This window comes from uncultured Fibrobacter sp., assembly GCF_937877005.1.
Taxonomy (GTDB): domain Bacteria; phylum Fibrobacterota; class Fibrobacteria; order Fibrobacterales; family Fibrobacteraceae; genus Fibrobacter.
Genome location: NZ_CALEFV010000171.1, coordinates 1 through 5215 on the forward strand (window position 1 = coordinate 1; position 5215 = coordinate 5215).

The following is a 5215-nucleotide window of genomic DNA, read 5'->3' on the forward strand; positions in this document are numbered from 1 at the left end:
GCGGGCGAACACATATTGCGCTTTACGGTGACAGGCTCGTGGATGGATGTAGATTACTTCCAGTTCGGAGAGGATGAAGTCGTTTGCGTTGATGAATGCACGGCCTTTGTAAAGCCCGCGCTATCGCATTCGACCGGAGCTGAAAACTACCGCATTTTCGACATGAACGGCAACTATCTGGGAAAGGTGCGAGCCTCAGGAATGCAGGAACTCCGCGCCAGTGCGAAAACCCTCGTGAAAAACGGCGGCACATTCATCGCAAAATCCCGCGCGGGTTCCGCGACGATACGCGTGATGAAGTAATTAGCGTTCGTGCGTTCCGTTAGAGACTGAGCGATTTCCTGAACACCCGGGCGACTTCGTCCGGGTTGTCGCTTTTGAGCCAGGTGAGCGTCTCGGTGCCACGGTAGCTCCACGCGAAGATGTTGTCGATACCTGCGGCGCGACTTTCCTCGACGGCGATGGCTAGGTCGTTTTCGCGGCCCGCTTCAATCTGGTACGCCTTCACCCACATCTGCACGGCCTTGCCGTACTTGGCGGCGACCTCAATCAATTTGCGGGCGGTTTCCGCGTACTTCTCGCGGACCCATTCCTCGGTGGCACCTTTTTCCCAATATGGGTCGCTGGCCACCTCGTCAACGCTCGCAAGGCTTGCAACGCGGCCCCAGTCGTCGAGCCCCGCGGGGAACCACGGCGGCAGCATGCAAACGCAGTTGCGCTTGCCGCGGGCGTGCACGTCTTCAGTCATTTCTTTCAGAAAATCAATCAGGCTGTCTTCACGGAATTTCAAAACATCTTCGGTGAGTTCGGCGGGCATCTCGTAGCCGAAACGCGCCTTGAACAGCGCGCGGCACTTTTCACACCTGCAACTCCAGTTCTGTAGTCCGCCCTTCTCAAAGTAAAAATGCGGCTCGTCCCAGAAAACCGTGTCGACCTTCGTCGCACATACGGTTTCAATCCACTTGTGCATGTAGGCGCGGAATTCCGGATGGTTCGGGCAGGCGGCCACCTTGGGCTTGCCATCGAGCGCTACCTGGCATAAGTCGTGGTTCCTTGCGGTGAGTTCCGAATACGCCTCGCCGCCAAATACGCGGCCCACACCCCACGGGTTCACGTAGACCTTGAGGCCCATTCCGGCGCTCCCGTCCACGATGTCCTTCATCGTTCCGTAGTAATACTGCTGGTCTTCCTCGCTCCACGTGTGGAGTACCGCGTTAAAACCCGCCGCCTTAATGTCGGCCATGTCGGCAAGAACGTGCTTGGGCGCGCGCACGCCAAAGTAACTTACACCTTTAATCATGTGTAGAATTTAGTATTTAAAAAAAGAAAAGTGGAATTGCTAATCGCTCATTCCACATCACACATTTGTTCTTTCGTTACGCTCAAGAACCAAATGCTTGGCTCGGCCATGTCCAAGCAAGCTTGGCCGCGGCACTCGCCTTATGCATTTGTCACACTAGTTATTAGCCCATTGGGGCGATCCGCTCTTGAGCAGCACCTGTTCGAGCGTGCTATACCATTCGTCTTCGCTGACGGGTTTGCGGACCCAGTAGTAGTTTTCGTCGCACTGGGGAAGCGGCATGTTGTCGGGGACGAGCTCCACGATCCACGATTCCGGAATGCCGTCATGCAAGAGCTTGCTGAACTTGAGATTCTGTTCGTGTGGACGGTCCGCGTGGTCCAGAATGATGAGGGCAGGGGATTGTCCAATAATCAGTGCCGATTCCAGAAGGTTCGTCGCATCTTCGATGGAATTGCAGGTGTACATGGTGGAGTCTTCTGCCAAATCCCCATGTTCCAAAAGCCAACGGAAAGTCCATTGGCTGAGCCTGTCAAGGCTGCCTGGAGAGGATGGGGCTATGAAGAAGATGTGTTCCATGTGCTAAAAGATAGGTTTTTATGCTGGATTGTGAATAGTTTTTTTGGATAAATTTGAATTTTTGTTCGTTATCCAATGATTGTTTCCAACTTATCAACAACATGTCTCCAACTTGTTTTTCCCGGTGGATAAAAATTAGGGTCTATTTCTATTTATATTTGTTACATGTTTCCTGATTTGGGCGAATTTCGATTTATAGATAAGCTTCTTGAAAATGCTGCCGATTGCAGGCAGGAATCCCCACACTCCAGAGGTTGGCTCGGTGTGGGTGACGATTGCGCTCAGTTTGACGGCTGGCTGGTGACTAAGGATCTGTCTGTTGAAAATACTCATTTTAGGCTCGACTGGTCCACTCCCGAGCAGGCTGTAGAAAAGCATATCGTTTCCAATGTTTCCGATATCTCGGCGATGGGTGGCGTCCCGCGCCTTGCTGTGCTTGGACTCTGTATAAACAAGTCCTGGTCGTCGGAAACGCTTGCGCGGATTCGCGATGCGCTGTCGGCTGGATTTGCCAAAAGGGGAATTGCGCTGATTGGTGGCGATACGGTATCGGGCGAGGTGGGCATGTTCTCCACGACTTTGCTCGGAGAGCTTGCGGGTGAAAAGCCTCTGTTGCGATCGGCTGCAAAACCGGGCGATTCCCTATTTGTCAACGGAACGCTTGGAAAGTCAGCTGCGGGTCTCTGGTTGCTGATGAACCATCCGGAAAGGGCTTCGGAATATCCATCGCTGGTGGAATATCACCTTGCGCCAAGGATTGACGAATCTGCAGGAGCTCGGTTGGCGAAAATGGGGGTCTACGGTGCCTGTATGGATATCAGTGACGGAATTTCCTCGGAGTTGAATCATATCGCTCTGTCTTCCGGGGTTTCTCTGCAGATAGACGAGAATTTACTGCCGATTGACCCGGAAGTTCTGCGGATGAGCCGCTTTTTTGGGGTTTCTGCCCTAAATTTCGCCCTAAATGGCGGTGAAGAATATGGATTGTTGTTTGCAAATTCTTGCTCAGAAGGTATATTTAACAAAGAACATCAAGTTTTTGATAAGGTGTGCAGAATAGGCTGTGTTCTGGAAAAAGACCAGAATCCTCGTGTTCGCATGCTTTGCTCAAAAGGAGAAGTTGTTCCCGTGGATCCACGGGCATGGTCGCATTTATGATAAACAACAACAAATTGAACTTGGGACAGTTGCTCCTCCGTCAGGGTGTGCTTGACGAAGACCAGTTGGCCCATGCTATGGCCGAACATAAGCGTACTGGCCTGATGCTCAGCAAGATTCTCGTTCGTCTGGGAATGGTGAACGAAGAAACTCTGACGAACATTCTCGGCTCGCAGATGCAGTCGTCTACCAAGATGCGTATCGGCGAGATGCTCCTTGCGCAGGGCTATATTAACCAAGAGCAGTTGGATAAGGCTCTTGAAACACAGAAAACCTCTGGTAAGCGCCTGGGCCGTACCCTGGTGGACTTGGGCTATATGCCCGAAGAAAGGTTAATCGAAATCCTTTCCCGTCAGTTTGAAGTTCCCTACGTTAAGCTCGACAATTTCTCGATCGATCCCAACGCCTATAATTATTTGCCCGAAGACATGTGCCGTCAGTACAAGGTCGTTCCGCTCTTTGTCCAGAATGGAGAAGATGACCGCCGCCAGGCTAAATCTGTGTTGACGATTGCAATGACCGACCCCACCAATATGCGCACTATCAGCGTGGTGAAGTTCAAGGTGAGGATGGATGTCGAAGTCGTCATGGCGTCCGAAGCGGATGTCATGAAGGCTATTGATAGGGTGTATGCCGGTCATGGAACTTCTGAAGAATCCCTCGCTGAATTGATTGGCGAAAGCAAGGACAGCGAAGAACTTGAAACCGTCGAACGCGGTCAGGGCAACAATGACGAACCTGAACTGACGGACGAAGAAGGTCGTGCGGTCGTGAAGATTGTGACGACGCTGATCCACGAAGCTATTGCCCGTCATGCCTCCGATATTCATCTGGAGCCGCAGGAAACGTTCCTCAAACTCCGTTACCGTATTGACGGTGACCTGCAGGTGATGTCCCCGATCCCGGCTCGTTTGATGCCGCAGATTCTTTCTCGTATTAAGCTTCTGTCCAAGATGGACATCGCCGAAAAGCGTAAGCCTTTGGACGGCCGCTTTACCGTGCGTTACAAGGGTTCCGAAGTTGACCTTCGTGTGAGCTCGTTCCCGATTTCTCTGCGTAAACGTGGCGTCTGTGAAAAGATTGTTATGCGTATCTTGGACCCGAACTCGGGTCAGTTCCCGCTAAAGGATATGGGTTTCGACCCGCGCGTGCTTAAGCAGTTTATCGATGCGATTAATGCTCCTAACGGAATTGTGCTGGTGACCGGTCCTACGGGTTCGGGTAAGTCTACGACGCTTTACGCTTCTATTCGCGAGATTCTTGATAGTACTATTAATATTTCTACCATGGAAGACCCTGTCGAATTGAACATCGACGGCGTGAACCAGGGACAGATTAACAATGCCGCAGGCTTTACCTTTGCAGCCGGCATCCGCGCCCTGCTCCGTCAGGACCCGGACGTGATTATGATTGGTGAAATGCGTGACCAGGAAACTTCGTCCATGGCTATTGAAGCTGCCTTGACGGGTCACTTGGTCTTTAGTACGCTCCATACCAACGACGCTGCCGGTGCATTCCCGCGTCTATTGGAAATGGGCCTGGAACCGTTCCTTGTGTCTACCGCTATCAAGGGCGTGCTTGCGCAACGTCTTGTGCGCCGCATTTGTAAGTATTGTAAAGAACCTGTCGAAATTTCGCAGGCCATGCGCGACGAATTCCACTTGACCCCCGACATGCAGTTCTACCATGGTAAGGGTTGCGACAAGTGCGATGGTTCGGGCTACAAGGGCCGTTGCGGTATCTACGAATTCCTGGTTCCGAACGAAACCGTGCGTAACCTGATTATCAAGCGTTCTTCGGGCGATGTCATCAAACGTGCCGCCATGCAGGAATGCGGCATGATTACCTTGCGTATGGACGGTATCCAGAAGGCTTTGGACGGGCATACGACGCTCGAACAGGCCATCGGCGCCTCTACCTCTGACGACTAGTAGAAGCCCCCGATTCAAATTTAAAGAAAGACCCTCTTGGAGGGCCTTTGAAAATTGACCCCGTGACACATATGGAAGATTCGTTCAAGGCTTGAGGCGTTTGCGCGACGGCCTTCCTGTTCACGCATGACGGAAAAAATAGAAAAATGCTATTTTACTGCCATGAAGAAACTCACTTTTGCAATCGCAGCTTTATCTTCTTTACTTTTTACCGCTTGTGGCAACGACAAATCGTCATCTAGCGATG

The 5215-nt window shown here is 51.8% G+C and carries 4 protein-coding genes and 1 pseudogene; 3 read left to right on the forward strand and 2 right to left on the reverse strand.

Translation table 11 applies throughout. The features are described 5' to 3' along the window. A pseudogene (locus Q0628_RS08240) lies at nucleotides 1-303 on the forward strand (1,4-beta-xylanase); the annotation flags it as partial. 19 nt (nucleotides 304-322) lie between these two features. On the opposite strand, the gene Q0628_RS08245 reads toward Q0628_RS08240, so the two are convergent. Beyond that, complete coding sequence (locus Q0628_RS08245; protein WP_298769973.1) at nucleotides 323-1300, reverse strand: hypothetical protein; 978 nt, start codon at nucleotides 1298-1300, stop codon at nucleotides 323-325. A gap of 156 nt (nucleotides 1301-1456) precedes the next feature. Further along, nucleotides 1457-1879, reverse strand: coding sequence for a hypothetical protein (locus tag Q0628_RS08250; protein WP_298769975.1), 423 nt, complete (start codon nucleotides 1877-1879; stop codon nucleotides 1457-1459). A 165-nt stretch (nucleotides 1880-2044) separates the two neighbouring features. On the opposite strand from Q0628_RS08250, the gene thiL reads away from it, so the two are divergent. Together thiL and Q0628_RS08260 are read left to right on the forward strand one after the other, a co-directional pair. Beyond that, the gene (thiL, locus tag Q0628_RS08255) at nucleotides 2045-3037 is read left to right on the forward strand and encodes a thiamine-phosphate kinase (RefSeq protein ID WP_298769977.1); all 993 of its coding nucleotides are present in this window, start codon (nucleotides 2045-2047) and stop codon (nucleotides 3035-3037) included. Continuing rightward, a complete protein-coding gene (locus Q0628_RS08260; protein ID WP_298769979.1) occupies nucleotides 3034-4968 on the forward strand; it encodes an ATPase, T2SS/T4P/T4SS family in 1935 nt (644 codons plus the stop codon). The genes thiL and Q0628_RS08260 overlap by 4 nt, the downstream gene beginning before the upstream one ends. The last annotated feature ends 247 nt before the right edge of the window (nucleotides 4969-5215 follow it).